This window comes from Amycolatopsis sp. NPDC114484 (assembly GCF_055633755.1).
Map to the genome: position 1 here is coordinate 114,173 of NZ_JBVKDQ010000018.1, position 26,979 is coordinate 141,151.

Sequence of the window (26,979 nt, forward strand, 5' to 3'; positions counted from 1 at the left end):
AGCTAGACGGGGCGGCGGGGGTCCGTTCTTCCCTTTGTGCCCGTTTTGTTTTTTTTTCGTCTTGTTTTCCTTGGTGGGTTCCTTTTCCACTAACCCGGCTCCCCCACCCAGCGCCAGGGGGTCGCCCCCGGTCCGGATCAGCCGATGGTCGTGGTGGTGAAGACCGGGCTCGGGTTCGGGAAACACGCCGTCGGCGCGGTCACGTCGCCGATGATGCTGCTGGCCACGGCCTTGAAGGTCAGGCCGGGGTCGCTGTAGCTGGTGCCGGACAGTTTGGTCTCGATCTTGCCGGAGTCGCCTGCCTTGAGGTGCGCGGTGACGGTCGGCAGTTCGAAGGTCGAGCCGCCGGCGATCGGGCCGGGGAAGCTCAGGGTCGCGACGCCGTCGGCGACGCTGATCGTCGGCGGGGTGTCGCCGAGGCCGGAGCCGCCCGCGAGGTCGGCGCTGACGTAGGTCGAGTTCGCCGGGATCGGGAACTTGAGCGCGAAGGTGTTGATGTTCTTGACCTTGTTGCCGCCCACGTCGCTCGGGACGGTGTTGGGCGCGGGGTCGATGACGACGTCGAACGCGCCGCCGGGGGCGACCGTCGCGGGCGCGGTGACGTCGGCGTTCTGGGTCAGCGACACCTGCTGCGGACCGACCACCGGTGCGTCGGCCTGGCAGTCGAAGTTGATCGCGGTCGCGGCGGACGCCGGGGCGGCGAGGGCGAGCGGAAGGGCGGCGACCGCCGTCAGCGCGGCCAGCCGGTAAAAGTGAGGTGCTTTCATCTGTGTGCTCCTACCTGCGGGTTTCACGGGGGAGAGAGAAAGCTGCGCAGCGATTAGAGAGTTACCGGCAAGTTAAGTAGCGCGTCAAGGATTGACCGTTCACAGGAGCGCACTGTGACGGAAAATGTGAATACTGCTCACCTTGTGGCGGTAGGAGTGGTCTGAATCGGCCGTTCGGGCCTACCGACGGTGGTCCGACAGGGCGAGCCAGGCCAGTTCGACCCAGCGCTGCCGGGCGGGCTCCGGAACGTCGGCGCCCGGCGAGGTGGCGAGAAGCAGCCCGACGTCGTCGGCGGAGATCCCCGGCCGCAGGGCACGGTCTCGGTGCGCGGAGTCGAGGAGGGATTCGATCGCCTTGATGGCGTGCTCGCGCATCGCTCGCAGCGGTTCGGGCGAGAGGTTCGAGAGCGCGGCGCGGAGGAGTCGTGCTTCGCCGAGGTCGACGACGACTCGGCGGATCAGGTCGAGAAGTTCGTCCGCTGCGGTGGTTTGACCAGCGGCGACACGGGCCGCGGCGGTGTCTGGTACTTCGGCGATCGCAGTCCCGAGGTCCTCGGCGATCTCGCGCACCAGGTCCTGTTTGGTCGGGAAATGCCGGTAGAGAGTGCCGACGGCGACCCCGGCCTCGGCGGCGATCTCGTCCATTCCGGCCTCGGGTCCGCGAGCGATCAGGAGGGTTCGCGCGGCCGCGAGGATCGCCGCCCGGTTTCGTGCCGCGTCCGCTCGCACTGGTCGCTCCTTGCCGGTGAAGGTGAACTGGTGGTTCACTATACAACATGAACGAGTGGTTCAGGTTAGAGAGCGATCAGCACGGTCGCGTCGCGGTGGTCACCGGCGCGAACACCGGGATCGGCTTCGAAACGGCCCGCGCGCTGGCTGAGCGCGGGGCCCGGGTCGTGCTGGCCTGCCGGGATCGACGAAAAGCACACGACGCGGCGCTCCGGATCGGTCCCCGCGCGGAGGTGGTCCGGCTGGATCTGGCGTCCCTGGATTCGGTGCGGGAAGCGGCCGACGAACTGCGCGCCCGGCACGACCGGATCGACCTGCTGATCAACAACGCGGGCGTGACCAACGCGCCAGGTCGGACCGCGGACGGTTTCGAGACGCAGTTCGGGGTGAACCACCTCGGGCACTTCGCGTGGACGGCGCTGCTTCTCGACCGGCTGCTGGAGGTGCCGGGATCCAGGGTCGTGACGGTCAGCAGCATCGCGCACCGGTTCGGCCGGATCGACCCCGCGAACCTGCGGGCCGCCAGCGGGTATCCGGCGTCGAAACTGGCCAATCTGCTGTTCGCCTACGAACTAGCGAAACGCTTGCGCGGCACCGAGACCGTCTCGCTGGCCGCGCATCCCGGCGGGGCGACCACGGAGATCTTCCGGCACTCGTCGTCCGCGTTCCGGCGTACGAACCTGGCGATCGCGCGGCTGTTCGGGCGGACGCCTGCGATGGGCGCGTTGCCAACGCTGCGTGCGGCGACCGATCCCGGCGCGAGCAACGGCGAATACTACGGCCCGGGCGGGCTTTTCGAGATCCGCGGCTATCCGGAGCCGGTCAAGTCCAGTGCCCGCTCGCACGACGACAGCCTGCAAAGCCGGTTGTGGGAGGCATCGTTGCGGGCGACCGGGGTGGGCTGTCCGGTCTGAAGGTCAAGCGGCGGATCGCAGCAGGCCGGAGATCGCGGCGGCGTACCGGCCGATCACGACGTCCGCCACGCGCGGGTCGTCCGCGAGCGGTTCGGCGATGAACGCGCTCGGGTCGGCCTCGCGGGCCAGCGAGGCGATCCGGTCCGGCAGCAGACCGGGGGCCAGGAACCACGACGCCACCACGAGATGCCGTGCGCCGCGGGCGCGCAAGCGGGCGGCGGCAGCCGGAATGTCCGGCTGAGCGGCGCTGGCGAACGCTTCGCTCACCGGCAGGCCGAGCTGCTTTTCCCAGCGTGCGGCCAAACCGGCGACCACCGCGTTGGCGTCGGGATTGGACGAGCCGACCGCGCTCAGCAGCACGCCGGTTCCGCTGCGGCGGCGGGCTCCGGCGAGCCGTTCGAGGGCGACGGCTTCGAGCGCCGGGTCGGCGCCGAGCACGTCCGACACCTGGATCCGGAACCCGGGGCACTCCGCGGTCACCTCGTCGACCAGCGCGGGCAGGTCGACCCGGGCGTGAAAAGCGCTGCCCAGCAACAACGGCACGACGACCGCGGAACGGTGCCCCCGCGCGTAAAGCCCGCGCAGCACGTCGGTGACCCGCGGCTCCGACAGATCGAGGAACGACTCGTGCACGTCCAGCCCCGGCGCCTGCGCACGGACGACGTCGACCAGCGCCCGCACCGTCGCGGCGGAGCGCGGGTCACGACTGCCGTGCGCGACGGCGACCAGGGGCGGCGTCACGAGAACCGCTCTCCGACGAGACCGGCGGCGAGGGTGTCGCCGTCCTTCGGGTCGATCACCAGGAACGCGCCGGTGCGCGGGCTGACGCCGTAGTCGTCCACCGGCAGCGGTTCGGCCAGCCGCAGGCTGACGCTGCCGATGTCGTTCAGCTCCAGGCTTTCCGGGGAGTCCACACTGGACAGGGTCTGCTCGTCGAACCGGGCGTGCAACTCGGCGGTGAGACCCTGCACGGTCCGGGCGCCGTGCTTGATCAGCACCCGCGCGCCGGTCTTGAGCGGCTTCGAGGACAGCCAGCACAGCGTGCCGGTGATCTCGTCAGTGACCTCCGGCGGCGCGTCGGCGGAGGCGATGAGGTCGCCGCGGCTGATGTCGATGTCGTCGGCGAGCAGCAGGGTCACCGAGGTTCCGGCGCCAGCCTCGTCGAGCGGACCGTCGGCGGTGTCGATTCGCTCGACTCGGCTGCGGATCCCTTGCGGCTGAACGACAATCTCGTCGCCCGGACGCACCGTGCCCGCGGCGATCTGACCGGCGTAGCCGCGGTAATCCGGGTACTCAGCGGTGCGCGGGCGGATCACGTACTGCACCGGGAACCGCAGTGCGGAATCGTGCGGATCCGGCGCTACCGGCACGTTTTCGAGGTGCTCCAGCAGTGACGGGCCGTCGTACCACGGGGTTTTCTCCGACCGGGTCGCCACATTGTCGCCGACCAGTGCGGAAACCGGGATGGCGACGACGGACGCCGCGTCGTAGCCGAGGGATTCCGCGTGCGCGGTGAACTCCTTGGCGATGACGCCGAAGGTGTTCTCGTCGTAGTCGACGAGGTCGATCTTGTTCACCGCCAGCACCAGCTGCGGCACGCCGAGCAGCGCGAGCACCGCCGCGTGCCGACGGGTCTGCTCGACCACGCCGTTGCGCGCGTCGACCAGCAGCACCGCGAGCTGCGCGGTGGACGCGCCGGTGACCGTATTGCGGGTGTACTGCACGTGCCCCGGGGTGTCGGCGAGCACGAACGACCGCTTCGGAGTGGCGAAATACCGGTACGCGACGTCGATCGTGATGCCCTGCTCGCGTTCCGAGCGCAGGCCGTCGACGAGCAGCGACAGGTCCGGGGTGGACAGTCCTTTGTCGACAGACGCGCGGGTGACCGCGTCGAGCTGGTCGGCGAGGACGGACTTGGTGTCGTACAGCAGCCGTCCGACCAGCGTGGACTTCCCGTCGTCCACGCTGCCCGCGGTGGCCAGCCTCAGCAGGCTCGACATCAGAAGTAGCCCTCCCGTTTGCGGTCTTCCATGGCCGCCTCGGACATCCGGTCGTCGGCGCGGGTGGCGCCCCGTTCGGTGAGCCGCGAAGCCTGGACCTCGGCGATCACTTCGTCCACAGTGGACGCAGTGGATTCGATCGCGCCGGTGCACGAACCGTCGCCGACGGTCCGGTAGCGCACGCTCAGCTCGCGCACGTCCTCGCCGGGACGCGGCCCGCCCCACGGGCCTTCGCTGAGCCACATGCCGTCGCGCTGGTAGACCGCGCGCTGGTGGGCGTAGTAAATCGAAGGCAGTTCGACCTTTTCCCGCGCGATGTAGTTCCACACGTCGGCCTCGGTCCAGTTGGAAAGCGGGAACACGCGGACCTGCTCGCCCGGACGGTGCCGTCCGTTGTAGAGGTTCCACAGTTCCGGGCGCTGCCGGCGCGGCTCCCACTGGCCGAAAGCGTTGCGCAGGCTGAAGATCCGCTCCTTCGCGCGCGCCCGCTCCTCGTCGCGCCGACCGCCGCCGAAGACCGCGTCGAACTTGTTCTCCGCGATGGTCTCCAGCAGCGGGGTGGTCTGCAGCGGGTTGCGCAGGCCGTCGGCGCGCTCCTCGAGCCGCCCGTCGTCGATCCAGTCCTGGACCTTCGCGACGACCAGGCGCAGACCGTGCTTTTCGACCACGCGGTCGCGGAATTCGAGCACCTCGTCGAAGTTGTGCCCGGTGTCCACGTGCAGCAGCGGGAACGGCACCGGCGCGGGCCAGAAGGCCTTGATCGCCAGGTGCAGCATCAGCGTCGAGTCCTTGCCGCCGGAGAACAGGATCACCGGCCGGTCGAACTCGCCCGCGACCTCGCGGAAGATGTGGATGGCCTCGGATTCGAGGGCGGCGAGATTGTCTACCGCGGCGTCGGCCGCCGGTTCCAAAGTCGTCATGTGTCCTTCCTCAGCCATGCAAACCGCACTCGGTCTTGGACTGGCCAGCCCACCGGCCGCTGCGCGGATCCTGGCCCGCCTCGACCTTCGCCGTGCAGGGCGCGCAGCCGATCGAGAGGTAGCCGATCGACACCAGCGGGTTCTCCAGGATCCCGTTCCCGTGCAGGTAGCCGTTGAACTCGTCGTCCGTCCACGCGGCGATCGGGTTGATCTTCACCAGGCCGTTGCGGTCGTCCCAGGTGACGATCGGCGTGTTCGCGCGGGTCGGCGCGTCCACCCGGCGCACGCCGGTGACCCACGCCGAGTACTTGCCGAGCGTCTGCCGCAGCGGCACCACCTTGCGCAGGAAGCAGCACTGGCCGGGGTCGCGTTCGTGCAGCTTCGGCCCGTACTCCGCGTCCTGCTCGGCGACGCTCTGCTCGGCCTGCGCGTTGACGATCCGGACGTCCGGGTACACCGTCCGCACCGCGTCGCGCACCCCGAGGGTTTCGGCGAAGTGGTAGCCGGTCTCCAGGAACAGCACGTCCACCGCGGGCTTGACCTTCGTGGCGAGGTCGATCAGCACGGCGTCCTGCATGTTCGACGCCACGATGAAGTCGTCGCCGAAGGTCTCGGCCGTCCAGCGCAGCGCCTCCTCGGCGGTCGCCTCGGCCAGCTCCTTCCCGGCGCGTTCGGCCAGCGCCCGGTGGTCCGTCACCGCGGTCACTGCAGCACCCCTTCGTCGGCCCGCAGCGCCCACTGCGGGAACCGTTCGCCCGGTTCGCGGCCCGCGACGTACGCGCGCACCACGCGTTCCACGTACTCGACCAGTTCGCCGGCGGTGACCTTGTGGCCGCGCAGCTTCCGGCCGAACCCGGCGTCGAGCCCGAGCCCGCCGCCGAGGTGCACCTGGAAGCCCTCGACCTGGTTGCCGTCGGCGTCGGTGACGATCTGGCCCTTGAGCCCGATGTCCGCGGTCTGCACGCGGGCGCAGGAGTTGGGGCAGCCGTTGAGGTGCACCGTGACCGGCGTTTCCAGCTGGGCGTTGATGTCGGCGAGCGACTTCTCCAGATCCGCGACCAGTTGCTGCGCGCGCACCTTCGTCTCGACGATCGCGAGCTTGCAGAACTCCAGCCCGGTGCACGCCATCACGCTGCGCCGCCACGGCGACGGCTTGGTCTGCAGGCCCAGTTCGGCCAGGTCCGTCTGCAGCGCGGGGACCTTGTCCTCGGGCACGTCGAGCACGACCAGCTTCTGATGCGGGGTCAGCCGCACCCGCTGCGATCCGGCCCGCTCGGCCGCTTCGGCGACAGCGATCAGCGTGCTGCCGGACACCCGGCCGGCGACCGGCGCGGCGCCGACGTAGTAGTTGCCGTCCTTCTGCGGGTGCACGCCGACGTGGTCGATCGGGGTCGCGGGGTTCTCCGGCGGCGGGCCGTCGATCAGCTTCCGCTTCAGGTACTCGGTTTCGAGAACCTCGCGGAACTTCTCGGCGCCCCAGTCCTTGACCAGGAACTTCAGCCGGGCCCGCGAACGCAGCCGCCGGTAGCCGTAGTCGCGGAAGATCGAGACGACGCCCTCCCACACCTGCGGCACCTCGTCCAGCGGGACCCACGCGCCGAGCCGCTGCGCGAGCATCGGGTTCGTGGAGAGCCCGCCGCCGACCCACAGGTCGAAGCCGGGTCCGTGCTCCGGGTGGTCGACGCCGACGAAGGCGATGTCGTTGATCTCGTGCACGATGTCCGGCAGCCCGGAGATCGCGGTCTTGAACTTGCGCGGCAGGTTCGCGAACCGCGGGTCGCCGATGTAGCGCTCGAGGATCTCGTCGATCGCCGGGGTGGCGTCGAGCACCTCGTTCTCGGCGATGCCGGCGACCGGGGAGCCGAGCACGACGCGCGGGCAGTCGCCGCAGGCCTCGGTGGTGGTCAGGCCCACGTTCTCAAGCCGGGACCAGATCGAGGGCACGTCCTCGATCTCGATCCAGTGGTACTGGATGTTCTGCCGGTCGCTGATGTCGGCGGTGTCGCGCGCGTGCTCCCGCGAGATCTCGCCGACCACCCGCAGCTGCTCGGTGGTGAGCGCGCCGCCGTCGATGCGGACGCGCATCATGAAGTAGCGGTCGTCCAGCTCCTCGGGCTCCAGCAGCGCGGTGCGGCCGCCGTCGATGCCCGGCTTGCGCTGGGTGTAGAGGCCGAACCAGCGGAACCGGCCGCGCAGGTCGCCCGGGTCGATCGAGTCGAAACCCCGGTGCGCGTAGATGTTCTCGATCCGCGCCCGGACGTTGAGCGGGCTGTCGTCCTTCTTCGAGCGCTCGTTCGGGTTCAGCGGCTCCCGGTAGCCGAGCGCCCACTGGCCCTCGCCGCGCTTCTGGCGAGTCCGAGGCGTGCGGCCCTTCGCGGGCGTTTCACGCGGGGGTGCGGACATGGAGATCCTCCGGGCGGGGTGATCGAGGCGGCTCCGCCGCGGCGTCGGTGCGGGGCGGGAGCGGGCCGGTGGTCCAGGTGGTGGGCTGGGCAGGCTTCGGCGGGAGTCAGCGAACAGGCCGGCAGAGCGCGCTCGCGACCCGGACAAGGTCGACGTGGCGGCGCGCCACGAGAAGGACACCGGCAGGACTCACCGGCTCAGATTGCCACGCGGGCCGAACGTCGTCCAAGGGCGTCCGGATCGTGGGAGAAGGCTCACTCCAGCGGTGCGAATCCGCATCGGATGTGCATTGGCCGGGCGATCTGCCAGGTCTTTCCCGGCTTTCGGACGGATCGTGAGACGGTTTCGGGCGCTTGTCAACCGGGTGCGCGACGGGTGGCGCATCGTTCGGCGGCCGAACTTTCCGCAACGCCCGCGACTTGAGGCCGTCGCCGATGGCCCGGAACGCCGGTTCGCGGTCTGTGAGGGGAACCCCGAGGGAACCAGATTCCGTCAGGGTGCCCCTCACAGACGACAAACCGGCTCCTGCCAGACCAGCATCGCCCCTGGGGTTCCGGGCGTGGGGCGCAGGGGCGCGCGGGAGCTCGGGCGCGGCGGGGGAGAATGGATGTCGTGCCTGTTCCCGACACTCACCGCCCTCCCGCCGGACTGCCCGAGACCGCTCTCGCGGGGCTCGGCACCCGTCCGTTCGGCGTGTACGTCCACGTGCCGTTCTGCGCGACCCGCTGCGGTTACTGCGACTTCAACACCTACACCGCGGGCGAACTCGGCTCCGCCGCCTCGCCGCGGTCGTGGCTGGACGCGCTGCGCCGCGAGCTGGAGCTGGGCGCGGAGGTTCTCGGCAACGCGCCCCAGGCGGAGACGGTGTTCGTCGGCGGCGGGACGCCGTCCATGCTGGGCGCGGACGGATTGGCCGAGGTGCTCGACGGCGTCCGGTCCGTGTTCGGGCTCGCGCCGGGCGCGGAGGTGACGACCGAATCGAACCCGGAGTCCACTTCGCCCGAGTTCTTCGCGGGCATCCGTGCCGCCGGTTACACCCGGGTGTCGCTGGGCATGCAGTCCGCGGCCCGGCACGTGCTGAAGGTGCTCGACCGCGTGCACACTCCCGGCCGTCCGGTCGACGCCGCGCGCGAAGCCCGGGCCGCCGGGTTCGAGCACGTCAACCTCGACCTTATTTACGGCACGCCGGGGGAACGGGTCGAAGACCTGCGCGCGTCGCTCGACGCTGTTCTCTCGGCGGGCGTCGACCACGTGTCGGCGTACGCGCTGATCGTGGAGGACGGCACCGCGCTGGCCCGCCGGGTGCGGCGCGGCGAACTGCCCGCGCCGGACGACGACACGCTGGCCAGCTACTACGAGCTGATCGACTCCGTCCTCGCCGGGGTGGGCTTGACCTGGTACGAGGTGTCGAACTGGGCGACCGGCGAGGCCGCGCGGTGCCGCCACAACCTCGGCTACTGGCAGGGCGGCGACTGGTGGGGCGCCGGACCGGGCGCGCACAGCCACGTCGGCGGCGTGCGGTGGTGGAACGTCAAACATCCGGCCAAGTACTCCAGCCTGCTCGCGGAGGGCAAGAGCCCGGAGGCGGACCGCGAGGTGCTCACCGACGAGGACCGGCACCTGGAGCGGATCATGCTGGAGCTGCGGATCTCCGACGGGCTGGCGTTGTCGGCGCTCGACGAGTCCGGGGTCAGGGAAGCGCGGTCGGCGGCCGCGGAGGGATTGCTCGAAGTGTCCGATTTGGACAGTGGGCGCGCGGTGCTCACCGATCGCGGCCGGCTGCTCGCCGATGCCGTGGTCCGAAGGCTCGCCGGCTGAATTTTCGCCCGCCGGGCATAAAACCGTTCGATCGTTTGTTGGGCTAAGCATACGAGCGAGGGAGACGCGTATGCCGCGGGCGGTCAGATACGGCGAACACGGCGGGATCGAAGTGCTGCAGCTGGCCGAAGTGCCTCGGCCGGCGCCGGAATCCGGGCAGGTGCTCGTGCGGGTCCGCGCCGCGGGCATCAATCCGGGGGAAGCGAAGATCCGCACCGGCGCGTTAGCCGAGCGCTGGCCGTCCACCTTCCCGTCCGGGCAGGGCAGCGACCTGGCCGGAGTGGTGGCCGAGCTGGGCGCGGACGTCGAAGAAATCCAGGTGGGGGACGAGGTCGTCGGCTTCGTGCACACCCGCTCCAGTCACGCCGAGTACGTGCTCGTCCCGGCGGAGCATCTCGTCCCGAAGCCGAGCGGGCTGTCGTGGGAGGTTGCGGGCGGGTTGTTCGTGGCCGGAACGACGGCGTACGCCGCGGTGCGGGCGGTCAGCCCGCGCGAGGGCGAGACGGTCGTCGTGTCCGGGGCTGCCGGCGGGGTCGGTTCGCTGGCCGTGCAGCTGGCGAAGCTCACCGGCGCGACCGTGATCGGCATTGCCAGCGAAGCGAATCACGAGTGGCTGCGCGAGCACGACGTCGTCCCGATCGCGTACGGCGAGGGGCTCGAAGAGCGGCTCCGGGAGCTGACTGGCGACCGGGTGGACGCGTTCATCGACACTTACGGCGACGGCTATGTCGAACTTGCCCTGCGGCTGGGCGTTTATCCCGGCCGGATCGACACGGTGGTCGACTTCGACGCCGCCGAGAAGTACGGCGTGAAGATCGAGGGCAACATCGCCGGGGCGAGCGTCGAGGTGATGCGCGACCTCGTCGCGTTGGCGGACAAGGGATTGCTCGACGTCGAGATCGCCGCGGAGTACCCGCTGGCCGAGGTCCAGGCCGCCTACCGCGAGCTGGAACAGGGCCACACGCGCGGCAAGATCGTGCTCACTTTCTGACCATCGCCGCCAGCCCGGCCACGAACGCCTCCAGGGCGAATTCGAGCCGGGCCTGGCTGGTGTCCGCGGTGAAGAACTCCCCGGCCCGCAACAGGTTCGGGAACGCGCTCGCGGGCAGCGACTGCATGTAGTCGGCCATCTGCCGCTCGCGCTCGCTCATTTTCCCCGGGTCGTAATCGCCGAACGTCCAGCCGCTCGCTTCGTAGGCGAAGGCCTTGGTGTACGTGCTCAGCGCGTCCCCGGCGTACACCGCCTGCTGGAGATCCAGGCCTCCCGCGCGCAGCAGTTGCAACATGACTTCGCCCTGCCGCAACGAATTCGGCGTCACCGGGATCGGCGTCTGCCACGCGACTTTCGCGATGCCCGGATACGCCATCATCGCCCGGATCTGGTGCCGCACTTGCTCTTTGACCTGTTCGGTCCACCGCCGCGGATCCGGTTCGGGACAGGGCACTTCGCTCAGCGCCGCGTCGAGCATCAGCTCGTCGAGTTCCTCTTTGTTGGCCACGTACGCGTAAAGCGACGCGGGCCCGGTCTCCAACTGCTGCGCGACCCGCCGCATCGAGACGGCGTCGATGCCCTCGGCGGCGAGGATTTCGAGCGCGGTTTTCACGATCAGTTCCTGCGACAGCATCTGCTTCGCGGCGCGCCGGCGCGGGCTCGGCGTCCGGCGCCAGGGCGGGGGCGGTGCGGTCATCCCGGAAGCCTAGACGACCCCCGCGCTTGACGCGAACGGTGTTCGTGAGTACAACTGGACCTCATACGCGAACGACGTTCGTTAAGGAGAAAAGCATGTCGCAGCGCGAAGAAGTCCTGGGTGTCCTCGCTCGTCTCGCCGATGCCTGGAACAGCGGCGACGCGGAGGCCTACGGAAATCTGTTCACCGAAGACGCCGACTACGTGACCTTCTTCGGGCTCCGGTCCGTCGGCCGCCAGGCGATCGTGGACTCGCATCGGGAACTGTTCGAGGGAGTGCTTCAGGGCTCGAAGCTCACCGGCTTCGGCGAGCCGCGGGTGCGGTTCCTGCGGGACGACGTCGCGGTCGTCGTGACCGGCGGCGGCTCGTCGCTGACCGGGGGCGACGACCCGGCCGCCGAGGGGCGGGAGAGCTCGCTGACCTACGTGCTGGTGCGGGGCGACGAGGGCTGGCGGATCACCGCTTTCCAGAACACGCGGGTCTCGAAGCCATGGGAAGCATGAGAACGATCGTCGAGGTCTCCGGCGTCGTTCCGGCCGCGCCGGCGGAAGTGCTCGCGCGGCTGGAAAGGCGGTTGACCGCTTCGGGCTACCCGATGAAACTGGAAGTGGACCGCGAGCGCCTTTTCCTCGCCGCACAGGGCGGTTGGTGGTACCGCGGGGAGTACGAGGTCGCCGGCGATCCGGCCGGATCCCGCGTCACCCATCGGGTCCGGAACGCCGCCGCCGGGCAGTGGTGGGGAGTACTGCTCGCGAACCGGTTCTTCGTCGGGTTCCGGGCCCGCGTCGGGGAGGGTTTCCGGGCAATGCTCGCCGAACTCGGGGACGGCGGTACTGGGCGGAACGGGTGAAGGCGCGTACCGTGGGAGACGCGACTTAGGTAAACCTTACTGAAACAGGGGTGTTCGATGGCCGAAGGTCCGGCGCGCAAGGGGAGGACCGCGGTGCGGCTGGAGGTGCTGCGCAAGGAGCACCTCACCCCGCACATGATCCGGATCGTGGCCGGCGGCGAGGGGCTTCGCGATTTCCGCCCGAACGAGTTCACCGACGCGTACGTGAAGGTGATCTTCAAGGTGGACGGGGTGGAGTACCCGGAGCCGTTCGACCTGAACCGGATCCGCGAGGAACTGCCGCGCGAGCACGCGCCGCGGTTGCGTACGTATACGGTCCGCTCGTACGACGAGTCCGCGGGCGAATTGGTGCTCGACTTCGTGGTGCACGGCGACGAAGGGCTCGCCGGGCCGTGGGCGCAGCGCGCGCAACCCGGTGACGAGCTGTTGCTGGCCGGTCCGGGCGGGGCGTACGCGCCGCGCACCGACGCCGGCTGGCACCTGCTGGTGGGCGACGAATCAGCGTTGCCCGCCATCGCCGCCGCGCTTGAAGCGCTGCCGCCGGGGGCGCTGGCGCACGTGTTCCTGCTCGTGGCGGACTCCTCGGAGCACCAGCCGCTCGTGACGAAGGCCGACGCGCAGGTCACGTGGCTGCACCGCTCGGCGTCCGACGATTTGGTCGCGGCGGTGAAGGCGCTGCCGTGGCCGGGCGAGGACGTGCACGCGTTCGTCCACGGCGAGGCCGGCTTCGTCCGGGAGCTGCGGCGGTACCTGTTCGACGAGCGGGGCGTCGCGCGGGACGCGGTGTCGCTGTCCGGATACTGGCGCGCGGGCAAGAACGACGAGGCCTGGCGCGAGGAAAAGGCAGCGGAGCGGAAAGCGGCCAGTTCGGCGTAAGGTCGCCGCCATGGCGACCGAGGTGAAGGTGGAGGCCGATCCGGCCGACGCGGGTTTCGACGGGGCACGGCTGCGGCGGATCGACCGGCATTTCGCCCGGTACGTCGAGGACGGCTTGCTGCCCGGGTTCCTGGCGGTGGTGAGCAGGCACGGCCGGATCGTGCACGTCGCGTCGCACGGCGCCCGGGACGTCGAGGCCGGCGCCCCGGTCGAGACCGACACGATCTGGCGGATCTTCTCGATGACGAAGCCGGTCACCTCGGTGGCGGCGATGACGTTCGTCGAGGACGGCCTGATCGACCTCACCGACCCGATCTCGCGGTGGCTGCCGGAATTCGCCGAGCCGCGGGTGTACGCGAAGGGTTCGGCGCTGGCCCCGGTCACCGAGCCGGCGACGGAACCGATCCGGTTGTGGCACCTGCTTTCGCACACCGCGGGTCTCACCTACGGCTTCCACCACACGCACCCGGTCGACGCGGTCTACCGGGCAGCCGGATACGAGTGGGGGACCCCGCCGGGCCTGGATCTGGCGGAGTGCACCAAGGCGTGGGCGCGGTTCCCGCTCGTGTTCCAGCCGGGCGCGGAGTGGAACTACTCGGTGGCCAGCGACGTCCTCGGCCGCTTGGTCGAGGTGCTGGCGGGGAAGCCGCTCGACGAGGTGTTCGCCGAGCGGATCTTCGGCCCGCTGGGCATGACCGACACCGGCTTCTGGACTTCGGACACGGACCGCTTGGCGGCCTTGTACCTGCCCGCGCCTAAGACGAAGCGGTTGGTACGCAACGACACCTTCGGTGCGGCAGGATTGTCGCGCCCGGCTTGCCTTTCGGGCGGCGGCGGCCTGGTATCGACGGCGGCTGACTATCACCGGTTCACACAGATGTTGCTGCGCCGCGGGGAGCTTGACGGGGTGCGGGTGCTGAGCCCGCGGACGGTGGACCTGATGACGGCGAACCATCTGCCGGGGCACGTGGACTTGGAGGCGTACGGCCGTCCGTTGTTCGCGGAGATGCCTTTCGACGGCTACGGGTTCGGGCTGGGATTTTCGGTGCTGATCGACTCGGTGAAGGCGAAAACCCTTGCTACGCCGGGGGAATACGCGTGGGGCGGGGCGGCTTCGACGGCGTTCTGGGTGGATCCGGACGAGGATTTGACGGTGGCGTTCTACACGCAGCTGCTGCCGTCGTCGACCCATCCGATCCGGCAGCAGCTGCGGCAGTTGGTGTATCAGGCGATGGTGGACTGAGCGTCCGCCTCACTGCGCAATCACGGTGATGGCCTCGACCGGCGACTGCCCGTTGCCGTTCGAGGATCCGGTTTCGAGATAACGGGCGACGGTCCGGCGAAGGTGGTCGGCGTGCCGGTGGATGTCCTCGACGTGGTTGATCGCTACCCGCGTTTCGTTCTTTCCGTCGTCGAAAATCCCCAGGTATCTTCTCGTCCGGTTGAACCATAGCCGTGCGATCGGCTTCCGGTTGTTGTCGTCCAGCAAGACACTGAAGTAGCTCTTGTTGTCCCTGGCGGCGATCCGAGCCGGAGAAACCTCGCTGCAAACTATCGCCCGGACCACCCGATACCCCTCAAGCTCTTCCTCGGTGGTGACAAGCTCCCGGTCGTTGGTCTCTTCAATCGCGACGGAAGGTTCGGCCGGGGCAGCCTGTTCCGGGTCGGCGCTGCCCCCGGTGATGCTGACATAGGCATCCGGCCCGCCGAGCGCGTTCTTGAGCCGGTCGTTGACCTGCTCGTTCAGGAACTGGCGGGCAGCCTTCTCGACCAGTGGCAGGAACTGGTCGCGGACTCGTTGGGTGAACGAGCCCTCGTACACCCGCGTCGTGAGAAAACAGACCCATTCGTCCTCGGGCTGTTTGAACTGAGCCGCCAGGATGCGCTTGAGCTGGCCGATGTACTTGAGCTCGCCGGCCGTGCTGATCACCGACTCGAGGTCGAAAGACTCTTTGGTCAGCTTGGCGAGTTCCGGCAGCAGAGTCTCGTCGATATCGGAGAAGTCGAGGACCAGGAACGGCTTCGCGTCCATCCGGTTGGGTGCGTCCAGGTCGGTGTAGAACTCGTAGACCTCGCCGTTCGTCAGGATCGCGATCCTCGCGTTGGTGGCGGAGAAGTACCGGAAGAGCTGGGAGGCATGCTCGATCCGGAGCGGCTCGTTGATCTTTTTCGCTTCGACGAGAACCTGGATCTGATTCTCGTGGGAGATCGCATAGTCGATCTTCTCGCCTTTTTTGATCCCGACGTCCGCGGTGAACTCCGGAATCACTTCGGCCGGGTTGAACACGTCGTAACCGAGGACCGTGCTGATGAACGGCATCACGAAGGCGTTCTTGGTCGCTTCCTCGGTTTCGATGGTGTCTTTGTGCTTGCGGATCTTCAGTGCCAGCGCCTGAGCGCGCTCCGCGATTTCCATCTCCCTCGGCTCAAGGTTTTGTGAGCCTGAGATCGGAGGAATTTTCGGTGCTGTTACCGAAGTTATGAAATCGAACTCTGTTTCGAAGAGGCAGGCTGGAGTCGTATCGAGAAAGAAATTCCCTCCTGTCCGCCCGGGTCCGGAGGCGGACAGGAGGAGATCACGCGGTCAGCTTCGGAATCACCTGCGCCCCGTACGCCGCCATCGTCTCCTCCCTCTCGTCATGCATCAGGTACAGCGCGAACTGGTCCACCCCCAGCTCCGCCAATTCCTCCAGTCGCGCGATGTGCGCCGAGGCCGGGCCGAGCAGGCAGAACCGGTCGACGATTTCGTCTGGGACGAACGCGGTCGACGGGTTGCCGGCGCGGCCGTGGTGGGAGTAGTCGTAGCCTTCGCGCTCACGGATGTAGTCCGTCAGCTCGTGCGGCACCGGGCCGGACGAGCCGTATCGGGCGACCAGGTCCGCGACGTGGTTGCCCACCATTCCGCCGAACCAGCGCAGTTGTTCCCGTTGGTGTGCCAGGTCTTCGCCGACATACGCCGGGGCCGCGACGCAGATCGTGATTCCGCCGGGGTCGCGGCCGGCGGCGCGGGCGGCGTCCCGGACCGCGCCGATCGTCCAGCGGGCGATCGCCGGGTCGGCGCATTGCAGGATGAAGCCATCCGCGTGTTCGCCGACGGTTCGCAGCGCCTTCGGGCCGTATCCGGCCATCCACATTTCCAGCCGACCGCCGCGGATCCACGGGATGCGGACCGCGGTGTCGTTCATCGTGACCTCGCGGCCCTCGGCGAGATCCTTGACCACCCGCATGCATTCCCGCACGGTGGCCAAAGTGGACGGCGGGCGGCCGACGACCCGGTGCGCGGAGTCGCCGCGGCCGATGCCGCACACCGTGCGGTTGCCGAACATGTCGTTGAGCGTCGCGAAGGTCGACGCCATCACCGACCAGTCCCGCGTGCCGGGGCTGGTCACCATCGGCCCCACGACCAGCGCCGACGTCGCTTCGAGGATCCGCGCGTAGATCACGAACGGTTCCTGCCACAGCACGCACGAGTCGAACGTCCAGCCGTACCGGAACCCGGCGTCCTCGGCGGCCTTCATCATCCGCACGACCTCCGCCGCGGGCGGGTCGGTTTGCAGCACGATCCCGAAATCCATCAGGTCCTCAATTCAGATACTGATTGAGTTCGCGAGACAAGAACTTGCCGTGCCCGGGGCTGCCGTGGAATCCGTCCGGCGACACCACGACCCGGCCGCGCGACAGTACAGTGTGGACCTTCCCGGTGAGCGAAAATCCTTCGTACGCTGAGTAATCCACGTTCATGTGGTGAGTCGTAGCGGACAGGGTCTGCGACGCTGAAGGGTCGTACACCACGATGTCCGCGTCCGAGCCCGCCGCGATCACGCCCTTGCGCGGGTACAGCCCGAACATCCGCGCGGGCGTCGCCGAGCACGTCTCGACCCAGCGGCCCAGCGAGATCTCGCCCGCGACGACGCCTTGGTGCAGCAGGTCCATCCGGTGCTCGACGCCCGGTATCCCGTTCGGGATCGCCCGGAAGTCGCTGCGCCCCAGCTCCTTCTGGTCCTTGAAACAGAACGGGCAATGGTCGGTCGAGACCACGGACAGGTCGTTCGTGCGCAGCCCGCGCCACAGGTCGGCCTGGTGCGATTTCTCCCGCAGCGGCGGAGATGCCACGAACTTGGCGCCCTCGAAATCGGGTTTCGCCAGGTCCTCAATGGACAAGTACAGATACTGCGGGCAGGTCTCGGCGAAGACGTTCTGTCCGTTGTCCCGCGCTTCGGCGACCGCGGCGAGCGCTTGTGCGGCCGACAAATGCACGATGTACAGCGGCGATCCGGTCACCTGGGCGAGCCGGATCGCCCGGGAGGTCGCCTCGCCTTCCAGTTCGGGCGGCCGGGTCAGGCCGTGCTGCACCGGGTCGGTGTGCCCGGCGGCAACCGCCTGCGCGGCCAGCTCGTCGATCGCGATGCCGTTTTCCGCGTGCATCATGATCGTCGCGCCGATCTCGCGCGCCTGCTGCATCGCGCGCAGGATTTCCCCGTCGGTGGAGTAGAAAACGCCGGGGTAGGCCATGAACATCTTGAAGCTGCCGACGCCGCCGTCGACGCACGCCCGCATTTCCTTCAGCGTGGAGTCGTTGACGTCCGACACGATCATGTGGAACCCGTAGTCGATCGCGCAGTTGCCGTCCGCTTTGGAATGCCATTTGTCCAGTGTGGACAACAACGAAGTTCCCTTGGCCTGTACGGCGAAGTCGATGATCGTCGTCGTCCCGCCCCACGCGGCGGCGATGGTGCCGGTCTCGAAGGAATCGACTGAGTGCGTGCCGCCGAACGGCATCTCCATGTGCGTATGCGCGTCGATTCCGCCGGGCAGGACGTACTTGCCGGTCGCGTCAAGAGTTTCCTCACCAGTCAGCGTGCCGGGAGCGCCGACCGCCGCGATGGTTTCGCCGTCCACCAGAACATCGGCGGTGAACGCGCCGGACGGCGACACTACTTGCCCGCCGGAGATCAGGACACTCATCAGGCCTCCGCAAGGGGTCCGTAGCTGTCCGGGCGGCGGTCGCGGTAGAACTGCCACAGATCGCGGACCTCGGCGAGCCTGCCCAGGTCGAGATCGCGGACCACGATCTCCTCCTCGGTGTCCGACGCCGCCTCGCCGACGAGCTGGCCGCGCGGGTCCACAAAGTACGATTGGCCGTAGAAGTCGTTGTCGCCCAGCGGTTCCACGCCGACCCGGTTGATCGTGCCCACGTAGTACTCGTTCGCCACCGCGGCCGCTGGCTGCTCCAGCCGCCACAGGTACTCCGACAGCCCGCGGCTCGTCGCCGACGGGTTGAACACGATCTGCGCCCCGGCCAGCCCGAGTGCGCGCCAGCCTTCGGGGAAGTGCCGTTCATAGCAGATGTACACGCCGATCCGGCCGACCGCGGTGTCGAAGACCGGATAGCCGAGGTTGCCCGGCTTGAAGTAGAACTTCTCCCAGAATCCCTTCACCTGCGGAATGTGGTTCTTGCGGTGCATTCCGAGGTATTTCCCGTCGGCGTCGATCACCGCCGCGGTGTTGTAGTAGACGCCCGGCTGTTCCTGTTCGTACATCGGCACCACGAGCACCACGCCGTGCCGCTCGGCGACCTCCTGCATGAGCTTCGTGGTGGGGCCGTCCGGGATCGCCTCGGTGTAGGAGTAGAAATCCGCGTCCTGCACCTGGCAGAAATACGGGCCGTAGAACAGTTCCTGCAGGCACACCACCTGCGCGCCCTGCGAAGCCGCCTTGCCGATAGCGTCGACCGCGTTCGCGATCATCGACTCCTTGTCACCCGTCCACCGCTGCTGGACCAAGCCGGCTCGGACCGTGTCAGACACTGGTTTCCTCCTCGTTCCGGTGCGCGTTCAAGGGAAGGCTGAACAGGATGTAGGCGACGAAAGCGCCGACAAAACCCACTGCCCAGTTGTAGTCGTACAAAGGTTTCAGGAAGGGGATCAGCCCGTCCGCCGGGAACGGCCCGCCGTAGGCGCCGCCGACCGCGAGCACCGCGCCGAGCAGCGTCGCGACGAGCGCGCGCCAGTGCCAGCCCGCGGTGAACCAGTACTGCCCGCTCGGCAGGTACAGGTCGGCCAGCTTCAGCCGCGTTCGTTTCACCGCCCAGTACCCGGCGACGAGCACCCCGGCGACCGCGCCGAGCAGCCCGCCGTAGAAGCCGAGCCAGGCGAAAATGTAGATGTCCGGGTCGGAGTAGAGCCGCCACGGCTGGATCAGGATGCCGATCACGCCGGTGATCAGCCCGCCGAGGGCGAAGGTGATCCGCTTCGGGAAAGCGTTGGAGAAATCGTAGGACGGGCTGACGACGTTCGCCGCCAGGTTGGCCGAGATCGTCGCCAGCACCAGCGCGATCAGCGCGACGACCACCACGACCGGGCTGGAGAACTTGTCCGCGAGCTGTGCCGGGTCCCAGATGTCCTGCCCGTAGAGCACGTGCCCGCCGGACGTGGTGAGGATGGCGACGACCGCGATGAACGTCATCGTCGTCGGCAGCCCGAGGATCTGCCCGCGCATCTGCTTGCGCTGGCTGCCGCCGAAGCGGGTGAAGTCGGGCATGTTCAGCGACAGCGTCGACCAGAACGCGATCATCGCCATCAGCGACGGCGCGAACACCTTCCAGAACCCCGGCCCCCAGCCGAGTTTCCCGCTGTCGCGCAGGATCGGGCCGAACCCGCCCGCCTTCACCAGCACGTAGCCGAGCAGGATCAGGAACCCGACCGACACCAGCGGCGCGGTCCAGTTCTCGAACTTGCGGACCGCTTCCATGCCGCGCCAGATGATCAGCATCTGCACCAGCCAGAACACCGCGAACGACAGCCACATCGTCCAGTGCTGCCCGGCGATCACCGCCGCGTCGCGCCAGCCGGATCCGGCCAGGCGCCCGACGATCACGTAGATCGCCTCGCCGCCCACCCAGGTCTGGATGCCGAACCAGCCGCACGCGATGAACGCGCGCAGCAGCGCGGCGAGATTCGCTCCGCGCAGGCCGTAGAAGGCGCGGGCGAACACCGGGAACGGGATGCCGTATTTGGTTCCGGCGTGACTGTTGAGCAGCATCGGCGCGAGCACGACCAGGTTGCCGACGGTGATCGTGATCAGCGCTTGCAGCCAGTTCATGCCGAGCGCGATGAGCGACGCGGCCAGTGCGTACGAAGGGATGTTGTGCGCCATGCCCATCCACAGCGCGAAATAGTTGTAGGTCGTCCAGGTCCGTTTCTCGACCGGGACCGGGGCCAGTTCGTCGTTGAAGAACCGGCTGCCTCGCAGCGCCCGCACGTCGCCGAGGTCCACCCGGCTGTGCTCACGTGTCGTCGGCTCCATTGCGGAATCCTGCGCGCCGGGCGGGGGCCGGGGGCAGAGACAGACTGTTCACTGTTCGGACGCCCTTGGCGCAGTCTGTCGATTGCGCCGAACCGGGACGGGGTGCATGACCTGCGTCACAACGCGCTCGTGACGCGCGCGCAAACCGGCGGAAACATCTCCACCGGATCTCCACAGCTCACCCGGATGGCCTCCACGGCGATTGCTTAAAGTCGGCGGCATGGACAACGGGGGAAGACGGGTGCTGGTCGTCGAGGACGACCTCACCATCGCCGCGTCGATCGACGCCCGGCTGAGCGCGGAGGGGTTCTCCGTGACGGTCGCGCACGACGGTCCCGCGGCGGTCGAGGCGGAGGCGGCGACCAGCCCGGACCTGGTGGTTCTCGACGTGATGCTGCCCGGCTTCGACGGCCTCGAGGTGTGCCGCCGGATCCAGGCGCGACGGCCGGTGCCGGTGCTGATGCTCACCGCCCGCGCCGACGAGACCGATCTGCTGGTAGGTCTCGGCGTCGGAGCGGACGACTACCTCACGAAGCCGTTCTCGATGCGGGTGCTGTCCGCGCGGATCCAGGCGCTGCTGCGGCGGGTGGAGCGCTCGTCGGCCGCGGCGGAGGAACGGATCGTGCTGGGGGACCTGGAGATCGACATCGCCGAACGCCGGGTTCGGCGAGGGGGCGAACCCGCCCAGCTGACGCCGATCGAATTCGATCTCCTGGTGCATTTCGCGCGCCGGCCGCGCGCGGTGCAGCCGCGCGAACGGCTGCTGAGCGAGGTGTGGGACTGGGACGTGCAGGCGACCGGAGCCGGTACCCGGGCGGTGGACAGCCACATCAAGGCGCTGCGGCGGAAACTGGGGGCCGACTTGATCCGGACGGTGCACGGGGTCGGCTACGCGCTGGAGGTTCCCGCGTGAGAGCGCTGGTGGCGAAGGCCGTCGATCTGCTGCCGCGGCCGCTCGACCCGATCCGGTCGGTGAAACTGAAGCTGGCGATCCTGATGGTGGCCTCCGGCGCGATCGCGTTCGGGTTCTTCCGGTACCAGATCGGCTGGCTGCCGCCGCAGACGACAGTGATGGCGATGGTCATCGCGCTGGTGACCTCGCAGATCCTGGCGCACGGGATGACCCGTCCGCTGCGCGAAATGACCGCCGCCGCGGGCGAAATGGCGAAGGGCGACTACACCCGCCGGATCCGCGCCACCGCGCGCGACGAGGTCGGCTCGCTCGCGGAGGCGTTCAACCGGATGGCCGCCGATCTGTCCACCGCGGACCAGCAGCGCCGGGAACTGATCGCGAACGTCTCGCACGAACTTCGGACGCCGATCACCGCGCTGAACGCCGTCCTGGAGAACCTGGTGGACGGCGTCGCCTCGCCGGATCCCGCGACGTTGCGCACCGCGCTGCACCAGACCGAACGCCTGGGCAGGCTGGTCGCCGAACTGCTGGACCTGTCGCAGATCGACGCCGGGACCCTGCCGCTGGACCGATCGCCGGTCGACCTGGCGGACCTGCTGGCCGAGGTCGCCGCCGAAGCGGAGGCGATGGCCGCGGCGGCGGGCCGGGGAGTCCGGTTCACCGTCTCGGTGACGCCGCCGGGCGCGACGGTGCCCGCCGACCGGGAGCGGCTGTACCAGGTCGTGGTGAACCTGCTGGAGAACGCCGCCCGGCACGGCCCGGCCGGGGGAGAGGTGGCGGTGCTGGCCCGGGTCGAGGCAGGGGAGGCGCGGATCGAGGTGCACGACCAGGGTCCGGGGATCGCGGAACCCGACCGGGACCGGGTGTTCGAGCGGTTCACCCGGGGAGAGCGCGCCGGGGGCGGCGGGACCGGGCTCGGGCTGGCGATCGTGCGCTGGGTGGTGGAACTGCACGGCGGGACGGTCGCGGTGGTCGACGCGGAACCGGACCGGGCGGCCGCCGGGGGCGGTGGCGGGCCGGGGTGCCGGATCCGGGTGACGCTGCCCGCTTGAGCTGACGTTCGGGTCGGGTGCCGCTGCTGTCGGCGCGGAGGCGTGCGGGATCCGCGCGGCGCTGGCTGCTTGAGCTGGGGGTTGCGTCGGCGGCGGCTGCCGTGGGGATGGAGGACAGCGGCCGGGGCGAGTGGCGCAGGCGCTATTGGGCGGATCGTATAGCGCTGAGATGGCTGATCGCGGAGACGCTTCGACTGGCCAGGTGCTTCCGTTCCCGCAGCGCCTCAGCTGAAGCACTCCGGCACCGTGCTTGAGCTCTCCTGAACCCGCTCATTTCTCCTTCCCGGGACTGAAATCCCGTCCGATGTTTGCTAATGCGAAGAGAGGTTTCATGTCCGAGCACGTCGAAGTCCGGCCCGCGCATGCCGTGCCGCCGGGGATTGTGCTGATCGATCAGCGGCGTCCAGGACCGCGACCGCTGTTCGCGCGCGCCGAGGCGGCGGTGCCGGGCGGGGCGAGGCTGGCGGCGGTGGCGGTCGCGGTGGTCGCCGCGGCGCTGGTGCCGGTCGATCGGCCGGGGATCGGATGGGTGTTGTCGGCGGCGCTGGCTGGCGTCGCGGTGCTGGTCGTGCGGGTGGGGCCGGGTCTGCGGTGGCGTCGCGCGGGGTGGGCAGCGCTGGCGATCGCGTTGCTGGGGGTCGGATCGGTGCGGGCGGCGGACTGGTTGTTCGTGCTGTGCGTGCTGGCGGCGGGAGTCGCGGCGTCGCTCGCGGTGGTCGGCCGGCGAACCGTGCACGGCACCACCTACGACGCTCTCGCGATTCCCCTCGAAGCCTTCCGTGCGGTGCCGTGGGTGCTTCGCCGCGCGCGGCGTCAAGGGCGGAGCCAGACGCGGGTCTTCGCGGCCGTGCTGGTGTCCGCGCTGGTGATGGTCGTGTTCCTCCCGCTGCTGATCAGCGCGGACGACAACTTCGCGCACTTCGTCGGCGATCTCGTCCCGGCTGTGCGACCTGATTCGGTCTTCCAGTGGGCGCTGGTGTTCGCCGTGACCTTCGGGGGTGCCGCCGGTGCCTTCCTGATCTCCGCGGATCCCTTGCCGGAACGGGAGAACCGGACGTCCACCGTGGGCGACCGTCTACTGTGGACGGCGGCGTTGTCCACGCTGGCGGTCCTGTTCACCGCCTACGTCCTGGTTCAGGCGGTAGCCCTCTTCGGCGGCACGGATTACGTCCTCCGCACCGACGGCCTCACCTCGGCCGACTACGCCCGCAGCGGGTTCTGGCAGCTCTGCGCCTGCACCGTCCTGACGCTCGGCATCGTCACCGCGGCACTGCGCTGGGCCCCGAAAGCCAGCCGCGCCGATCGGACTCTGTTGCGCGCACTGCTCGGTGCCTTGGCGGTGTTGAGCCTGGTGCTGGTGCTGTCGGCGTTGAGTCGCATGTGGACGTACCAGCAGGCTTACGGGTTCACCGTGCTGCGCTTGGTGGTGGAGGTCTGCGAGATCTGGCTGGGCGTGGTGTTCCTCCTGACCGTTGCCACGCTGGGCACGCTCCGCGCGGCCTGGCTGCCCCGCGCGGCGATCGCGACCGGTGCGCTGGCGCTGCTGGGCCTGGCCGCGGCGAACCCGGAAGCCCTGATCGCCGACGCCAACCTGGACCGGGCGGCGCACGGCAAACCCCTGGACGTCCGCTATCTGAGCCGGTTCTCCGCGGATGTGGCTCCGGTGGTGGCGCAGCGCCGCCCCGACGCGGCTTGCCTGCTGCGCCCGCTCGCCGGGTCCCTCGCCGACGACGCTTGGCCTGCCTGGAACTTGAGCCGTTCCCGGGCCCGGGAGATCGTCCGGTCGCAGGCACCGTGCGCATGACGGGGCCGCGGCCGGGTTTCAGTCCCGGGACACGGTCAGCCGCCAGTCGACCACGGGGTTCTCGTCCTCCGGGAGGTGCTCGGAGCGGCGATGGCGCACCAGGTCCCGGTGCTTCGCCGGTGCCCCCGCCCGAGCGATTCGTCGCTGGCCGGCCGATGGCGGCGAAGGAACGTATCCTCCAGCGTCGACCGGTCCGCGATCCCGGCTGTCGCCCGGCGTTCCCCGGCCCGCACGGCGACGCTCGCCCGGCCGAACAGCATCTCGCCGAGCATGGGGCACGGCCACCGCTCCGCGACGATTTCGATCGGCGCGTTCGGATCATCGCTCTGTTCGACGGCCGCGATCTCATGAAAGAACGGATCGAACTGCGCGACTTCGACCCGTCGCATGCCCAGCGCGGAGAAGAAGCCGACGTAGTCCTCCGCGGTGATCCGCACGAGGTGCTCGGGCAGGTGCGGGCGATGCGCGGACGGCAGGTCGGCTCCGTCCGAAGACCGGGCTGGAAGCCCAGCGACAGGAGATCGCTGATCCGGCTGAGCGCATACGCTTGCTCGAGCAGGTCGCCCCAGACGTATTCCGTCCGCTGCCATTCTCCCCAGACCGCCAGCGGGGCGAGCAGCTCGCGCGCGGCGGCCGCGTGCTCGTCGAGCCACGGGGAAAGCACGTCGGAGAACAACGCCGGGCCAGCGTATTCGTGCACCACGTGGTACAGCTCGCGGAAGGCAGTCGGGGTCGTCACGACGCCGCAGCCTACGCAGGATCGCGACGGCTCCCTGCCGAATTGTTCAGTGCGGCAACTGATCCCGCCTCTTCCGGTGGGAAGCGGCCCGGCGGCCGTCGCCGTTTCGCGCTCGCCGGGCCGTGAACCGCGGAAGCCACGCCCTACAGCGCGAACACCCCGTTCGACTGGCTGTCTGCCGCGCATTTGTTCGGGTACGTCGCGCGGTACGTCACCCGCGTGCCCCGCCAGCTGCCCAGCGCCGTGACGTCCACCGGCGAGTAGATCATCGTGCACTTCTGCCGATGCGGGGCGATGCGGGCGAAATCGCCGTCGACCGCGGCGAGGGTCGCGCAGGCGGTGTCGCGGTGGCGGTGCGTGCCGCCGGTGGGGTCGCAGGTCAGGGACGCGCTCGTGACGCGCCCGGAGGTCTCGTGCACGGTCAGCTGCAGCACGGACTCCGGGACGTGCGGGGCGGCCAGGCCGCCGAAGCCGATCAGGGCGGCGGCGACCGGAGCGAAGGAAGAGAACACCATACGAGGGGTATCGGCTCGCCGAACCCGATCACTGTGCTCCTCGTCCGGGTGGGTTTTCCTCGCTCGGACGGGTGGCGGCGCCGAGGTCGTGCGCGAGTAACGCCACGTACAGCGACAGCATCGACTCCGGATCTTCCAGTCGCACTCCCAGCACCTGTTCGATGCGGGCGAGTTGCTGGTAGTAAGCCGTCCGCGAGGTATGGGCGGCAACGGCTGCGGCGGACTTGTTGCCGCCGTGCGCGCAGTAGTGGCGCAGCGCTGGAACGAGGCGGCTGCCGGAAGCAGCGTCGCGTTCCAGGAGCGGGCCCAATTCTCGCGCGGCGAAGGCGTGTACGCGTTCGTCGTCGGCGAGAAGGTGCAGCAGGCCGCGTAGCCGAACGTCCTTGAGGCGGTGGAACGGTTGGTCGTCAGCCTCGTCGAGAGCAGCGGCAGCGACGTGCGCGGCTTCGACCAAAGTGCGTTGTGCCTCAGCGGGTCCCGTGACCGTCGTGCCTACGCCGAGAGCAGCGGGGGCGGAAGCGCGCGCGTCGTGAATGTCCGCGGCTAGGCGCTGAAGCACGGCGTCGGCGTTGGCTTCCGGCGAGAGCGCGAGAAGCGCGCGTACGGCAGTCTCGTCGGTCGACACCAGCGCGGACACCTTCGCGCGGCGCGTCGCGAGCGCGGTCGCTTCAGCCAGTTCGCGCAACAGCGGCGGCGTAGACAGCGTCGGTCGCGTAGTTGCGCTGATGCGCGGCCGTACCGCGAGACCGACCAGCTGTCGTCCCGTCAGCGGCACCGCGAGCGCAGAAGAGCGCGCGAGGATTTCCGCGGTCGGCGCGGGCGAATTCAGCAGTTCGGTCAACACAGCGCGGTGCGCTTGCCGTTCGAGAGTGTCGGAGTCGCGCGCGACGAGACGGTGCACTGCGAGCGCGGAGGCCGCTCGTTCGGCGACCACCTGGTACCGGTGCGGCGGCGGTTCGGCGCACACCAGCACCAGCCGTCCCCAGTCGTGCCCGCGCGCGCCGACCACGGTGACCAGCCAGCCCGCCGCCGGGTGGTAGCCGGTTCGCTCGCCGACCTGCACCACCCGCGACCGCGCCGGCCAGCCGATCAGCAGTTCGCCCGGATCCGTGCCCGCCGTGTCGTAGGCGAGGACTGCGTGTTCGAGGGTTTCCAGCACGACCGGCTGTTCGGTCAGCCGGGCCACCTCGGCCAGCACCGCGGCGGGTTCGGCTCCGGCGACGGTCAGCGACGTGAACGTTTCGTGCACCCGTTCCGCCGCCCGGAGCTCGGCGAGCTGCGCGTCCACGATCATTCCGTTCACCGCCTCGGTCACCGCGACATAGCGCGTCTCGCGAGACAGCGTCACCAGCGGCAATCCGCGCTGCTCGGCCGCCGTGACAAGGGCGCGCGGCAGCCGGTCGTTCCAGTGCCGCACCAGCTCGACCACCAGGCCGGCGACGCCCACTTCGGCGAGGTCGGCGACGTACCGGGTCAGCGTCGCGTCGTCGTCCGGGAGCGCGACGCCCGTGGTGAGCACGAGTTCTCCGCCGCGCAGCAGGTGCGCGATGTCGGCGACCTCGGCCGCGTGCGCCCAGCGCACCCGCCGTTCGAGCCCGGAGCTGCCCGCGACGACGCGCGGACAGCCCTGGCGCAGCACCGGCAACGCGAGCGCCTCGGCGACGGTCGGGTACATCGGTCTCCCTT

The 26,979-nt window shown here is 69.3% G+C and carries 27 protein-coding genes; 10 read left to right on the plus strand and 17 right to left on the minus strand.

The genetic code is table 11. From position 1 onward, the window contains the following. Window positions 1-137: 137 nt before the first annotated feature. A complete protein-coding gene (locus ACZ7SW_RS34530; RefSeq protein WP_470234559.1) occupies window positions 138-767 on the minus strand; it encodes a cyclase in 630 nt (209 codons plus the stop codon). 180 nt (window positions 768-947) lie between these two features. Continuing rightward, window positions 948-1,535, minus strand: a complete 588-nt coding sequence (locus ACZ7SW_RS34535; protein ID WP_470234560.1) for a TetR/AcrR family transcriptional regulator — start codon at window positions 1,533-1,535, stop codon at window positions 948-950. Between the two features lie 8 nt (window positions 1,536-1,543). Between ACZ7SW_RS34535 and ACZ7SW_RS34540 the strand changes: the two genes are divergently transcribed. After that, window positions 1,544-2,410: an oxidoreductase gene (locus ACZ7SW_RS34540; protein ID WP_470234561.1), complete on the plus strand. Its 867-nt coding sequence runs from the start codon at window positions 1,544-1,546 to the stop codon at window positions 2,408-2,410. Window positions 2,411-2,413: 3 nt separating this feature from the next. Here ACZ7SW_RS34540 and ACZ7SW_RS34545 read toward each other — a convergent pair whose 3' ends face one another. The 6 genes from ACZ7SW_RS34545 to ACZ7SW_RS34570 form a co-directional block, all read right to left on the minus strand. Next, window positions 2,414-3,151 (minus strand): sirohydrochlorin chelatase, encoded by a 738-nt coding sequence (locus ACZ7SW_RS34545; RefSeq protein ID WP_470234562.1) that lies wholly within the window; start codon window positions 3,149-3,151, stop codon window positions 2,414-2,416. Then, window positions 3,148-4,410 carry a sulfate adenylyltransferase subunit 1 gene (locus tag ACZ7SW_RS34550; RefSeq protein ID WP_470234563.1) on the minus strand — a complete coding sequence of 421 codons (1,263 nt, stop codon included), beginning with the start codon at window positions 4,408-4,410 and terminating at the stop codon, window positions 3,148-3,150. Before ACZ7SW_RS34550 ends, ACZ7SW_RS34545 begins: the two co-directional genes overlap by 4 nt. Further along, window positions 4,410-5,330, minus strand: coding sequence for a sulfate adenylyltransferase subunit CysD (gene cysD / locus ACZ7SW_RS34555; RefSeq protein WP_354736832.1), 921 nt, complete (start codon window positions 5,328-5,330; stop codon window positions 4,410-4,412). Before cysD ends, ACZ7SW_RS34550 begins: the two co-directional genes overlap by 1 nt. Window positions 5,331-5,340: 10 nt before the next feature. After that, window positions 5,341-6,036, minus strand: a complete 696-nt coding sequence (locus ACZ7SW_RS34560; protein WP_470234564.1) for a phosphoadenylyl-sulfate reductase — start codon at window positions 6,034-6,036, stop codon at window positions 5,341-5,343. After that, the gene (locus ACZ7SW_RS34565; RefSeq protein WP_470234565.1) at window positions 6,033-7,733 is read right to left on the minus strand and encodes a nitrite/sulfite reductase; all 1,701 of its coding nucleotides are present in this window, start codon (window positions 7,731-7,733) and stop codon (window positions 6,033-6,035) included. Before ACZ7SW_RS34565 ends, ACZ7SW_RS34560 begins: the two co-directional genes overlap by 4 nt. A gap of 106 nt (window positions 7,734-7,839) precedes the next feature. Continuing rightward, complete coding sequence (locus ACZ7SW_RS34570) at window positions 7,840-8,241, minus strand: putative leader peptide (protein WP_470234566.1); 402 nt, start codon at window positions 8,239-8,241, stop codon at window positions 7,840-7,842. 95 nt (window positions 8,242-8,336) lie between these two features. On the opposite strand from ACZ7SW_RS34570, the gene hemW reads away from it, so the two are divergent. Both hemW and ACZ7SW_RS34580 read left to right on the plus strand, forming a co-directional pair. Further along, a complete protein-coding gene (hemW, locus tag ACZ7SW_RS34575) occupies window positions 8,337-9,551 on the plus strand; it encodes a radical SAM family heme chaperone HemW (protein WP_470234567.1) in 1,215 nt (404 codons plus the stop codon). A gap of 70 nt (window positions 9,552-9,621) precedes the next feature. Then, the gene (locus ACZ7SW_RS34580) at window positions 9,622-10,542 is read left to right on the plus strand and encodes an NADP-dependent oxidoreductase (protein WP_470234568.1); all 921 of its coding nucleotides are present in this window, start codon (window positions 9,622-9,624) and stop codon (window positions 10,540-10,542) included. On the opposite strand, the gene ACZ7SW_RS34585 is transcribed toward ACZ7SW_RS34580, so the two are convergent. Continuing rightward, window positions 10,532-11,239: a TetR/AcrR family transcriptional regulator gene (locus ACZ7SW_RS34585; RefSeq protein ID WP_470234569.1), complete on the minus strand. Its 708-nt coding sequence runs from the start codon at window positions 11,237-11,239 to the stop codon at window positions 10,532-10,534. The two genes, ACZ7SW_RS34580 and ACZ7SW_RS34585, sit on opposite strands and share 11 nt — an antisense overlap. 95 nt (window positions 11,240-11,334) lie before the next feature. Here ACZ7SW_RS34585 and ACZ7SW_RS34590 point away from each other — a divergent pair, with 95 nt between their 5' ends. Genes ACZ7SW_RS34590 through ACZ7SW_RS34605 form a run of 4 tightly spaced genes read left to right on the plus strand, consistent with a single transcriptional unit; the run spans window position 11,335 to window position 14,208 of the window. After that, window positions 11,335-11,742: an SgcJ/EcaC family oxidoreductase gene (locus ACZ7SW_RS34590; protein WP_470234570.1), complete on the plus strand. Its 408-nt coding sequence runs from the start codon at window positions 11,335-11,337 to the stop codon at window positions 11,740-11,742. Then, on the plus strand, window positions 11,739-12,089 hold the full coding sequence (locus ACZ7SW_RS34595; protein ID WP_470234571.1) for a hypothetical protein: 351 nt from the start codon (window positions 11,739-11,741) through the stop codon (window positions 12,087-12,089). Before ACZ7SW_RS34590 ends, ACZ7SW_RS34595 begins: the two co-directional genes overlap by 4 nt. A gap of 57 nt (window positions 12,090-12,146) precedes the next feature. Continuing rightward, window positions 12,147-12,965 (plus strand): siderophore-interacting protein, encoded by an 819-nt coding sequence (locus ACZ7SW_RS34600; RefSeq protein WP_470234572.1) that lies wholly within the window; start codon window positions 12,147-12,149, stop codon window positions 12,963-12,965. A gap of 10 nt (window positions 12,966-12,975) precedes the next feature. Continuing rightward, a complete protein-coding gene (locus ACZ7SW_RS34605) occupies window positions 12,976-14,208 on the plus strand; it encodes a serine hydrolase domain-containing protein (protein ID WP_470234573.1) in 1,233 nt (410 codons plus the stop codon). A 9-nt stretch (window positions 14,209-14,217) separates the two neighbouring features. Here the strand turns inward: ACZ7SW_RS34605 and ACZ7SW_RS34610 are convergent, their stop codons facing one another. From ACZ7SW_RS34610 to ACZ7SW_RS34630, 5 genes are all read right to left on the minus strand, one after another. After that, window positions 14,218-15,381, minus strand: a complete 1,164-nt coding sequence (locus tag ACZ7SW_RS34610) for a type I restriction enzyme HsdR N-terminal domain-containing protein (RefSeq protein ID WP_470234574.1) — start codon at window positions 15,379-15,381, stop codon at window positions 14,218-14,220. A gap of 160 nt (window positions 15,382-15,541) precedes the next feature. Continuing rightward, a complete protein-coding gene (locus ACZ7SW_RS34615; protein ID WP_470234575.1) occupies window positions 15,542-16,540 on the minus strand; it encodes a TIGR03842 family LLM class F420-dependent oxidoreductase in 999 nt (332 codons plus the stop codon). 7 nt (window positions 16,541-16,547) lie between these two features. Then, the gene (gene hydA, locus ACZ7SW_RS34620) at window positions 16,548-17,930 is read right to left on the minus strand and encodes a dihydropyrimidinase (RefSeq protein WP_470234576.1); all 1,383 of its coding nucleotides are present in this window, start codon (window positions 17,928-17,930) and stop codon (window positions 16,548-16,550) included. After that, the gene (locus tag ACZ7SW_RS34625) at window positions 17,930-18,772 is read right to left on the minus strand and encodes a nitrilase-related carbon-nitrogen hydrolase (protein WP_470234577.1); all 843 of its coding nucleotides are present in this window, start codon (window positions 18,770-18,772) and stop codon (window positions 17,930-17,932) included. Before ACZ7SW_RS34625 ends, hydA begins: the two co-directional genes overlap by 1 nt. Further along, complete coding sequence (locus ACZ7SW_RS34630; RefSeq protein ID WP_470234578.1) at window positions 18,765-20,270, minus strand: NCS1 family nucleobase:cation symporter-1; 1,506 nt, start codon at window positions 20,268-20,270, stop codon at window positions 18,765-18,767. Before ACZ7SW_RS34630 ends, ACZ7SW_RS34625 begins: the two co-directional genes overlap by 8 nt. 241 nt (window positions 20,271-20,511) lie before the next feature. Between ACZ7SW_RS34630 and ACZ7SW_RS34635 the strand changes: the two genes are divergently transcribed. The 3 genes from ACZ7SW_RS34635 (at window position 20,512) to ACZ7SW_RS34645 (ending at window position 24,039) form a co-directional block, all read left to right on the plus strand. After that, entirely contained in the window at window positions 20,512-21,183 is a 672-nt protein-coding gene (locus ACZ7SW_RS34635) for a response regulator transcription factor (RefSeq protein ID WP_037714914.1), read from the plus strand. After that, window positions 21,180-22,235, plus strand: a complete 1,056-nt coding sequence (locus ACZ7SW_RS34640) for a HAMP domain-containing sensor histidine kinase (RefSeq protein WP_470234579.1) — start codon at window positions 21,180-21,182, stop codon at window positions 22,233-22,235. Before ACZ7SW_RS34635 ends, ACZ7SW_RS34640 begins: the two co-directional genes overlap by 4 nt. Before the next feature lie 331 nt (window positions 22,236-22,566). Further along, window positions 22,567-24,039, plus strand: coding sequence for a DUF4153 domain-containing protein (locus ACZ7SW_RS34645; RefSeq protein WP_470234580.1), 1,473 nt, complete (start codon window positions 22,567-22,569; stop codon window positions 24,037-24,039). A 35-nt stretch (window positions 24,040-24,074) separates the two neighbouring features. On the opposite strand, the gene ACZ7SW_RS34650 is transcribed toward ACZ7SW_RS34645, so the two are convergent. From ACZ7SW_RS34650 to ACZ7SW_RS34660, 3 genes are all read right to left on the minus strand, one after another. After that, window positions 24,075-24,476, minus strand: coding sequence for a hypothetical protein (locus ACZ7SW_RS34650; protein WP_470234581.1), 402 nt, complete (start codon window positions 24,474-24,476; stop codon window positions 24,075-24,077). Window positions 24,477-24,921: 445 nt separating this feature from the next. Further along, complete coding sequence (locus ACZ7SW_RS34655; protein WP_470234582.1) at window positions 24,922-25,293, minus strand: SSI family serine proteinase inhibitor; 372 nt, start codon at window positions 25,291-25,293, stop codon at window positions 24,922-24,924. Between the two features lie 28 nt (window positions 25,294-25,321). Further along, window positions 25,322-26,968, minus strand: a complete 1,647-nt coding sequence (locus tag ACZ7SW_RS34660; RefSeq protein ID WP_470234583.1) for a PucR family transcriptional regulator — start codon at window positions 26,966-26,968, stop codon at window positions 25,322-25,324. Window positions 26,969-26,979 lie beyond the last annotated feature (11 nt).